Source organism: Staphylococcus cohnii subsp. cohnii (assembly GCF_002902365.1).
In the GTDB taxonomy this organism is placed as follows: Bacteria; Bacillota; Bacilli; order Staphylococcales; family Staphylococcaceae; genus Staphylococcus; species Staphylococcus cohnii.
This window is the reverse complement of record NZ_PPQC01000002.1, coordinates 1-860: the sequence shown is the minus strand read 5'-3', so window position 1 is coordinate 860 and position 860 is coordinate 1. Positions and strand designations below refer to the sequence as shown.

The 860-nt window shown below is 29.7% G+C and carries 1 pseudogene; it reads right to left on the bottom strand.

Annotated features, from left to right (window positions below):
• A pseudogene (locus tag CD032_RS00035) lies at nucleotides 1–759 on the bottom strand (IS3 family transposase); the annotation flags it as partial.
• Nucleotides 760–860: the final 101 nt, after the last annotated feature.

Below are 860 nucleotides of genomic sequence, written 5' to 3'. Positions count from 1 at the left end.
TTTTTTTCTTCCTCTAAACAATTCACTTTTAATAGTTCCCCATACACCTTCCATAGGTCCATTATCTATGCAACATCCTGGTCGTGACATACTTTGTTTTATACCAAGTTGCTCTAACGTAACTTTAAATAATCTGCTTGTATATTGATATCCTCTGTCGCTATGTAAGAGTATACCTTCGGTATTCGGCACAAGTTTGACTGCTTTTTTGAGCGTATCTAATACAAATTTATTGTTATTTGAGGTACTTAATTTATGACTGATAATCTGTTTGCTGCCTAAGTCATAAATAGCACTTAAGTAAAGTTTTTTACCATTGCTTAGTTTGAATTCTGTAACGTCAGTTAACCATTTTTTATTTGGGATTTGTTCTTCAAATTTTCTATTTAATATATTATGTGCTGTAATTTCAGGTGTTGTTTTAATATATCGTTTTCTTTTAGGGCGGATAGTAGATTTTAGATTCAGTTGATTCATCAATCTATAGACACGTTTATGATTTACTTTTTGATGTAGTTTAAGTCTTAAATATATGTATATACGACGATATCCATATATGCCTTTGTATTTATTGTAGATATCAACGATATCTTTGATCAATTTTTGGTTTTCAATTTCTTTATTTGATGGTTTGCGATGTAACCATTTATAGTAACTTGAACGTGATATCTTTAATACTGAACATAACCAAGCTATCGGATAAAGGTTTTTAAATGCTTTTACCGTTTGGTATGATGCTTTTTGTCTGATGCCTGTTTCATCAACTTCCTTTCTATTTCTTCTTCCTTTTTTAAAACGTCATTTTCCATTTGAAGAAATTTATTTTTCTCTTTAAGTATCTTAATTTCAGCTTTTAATGC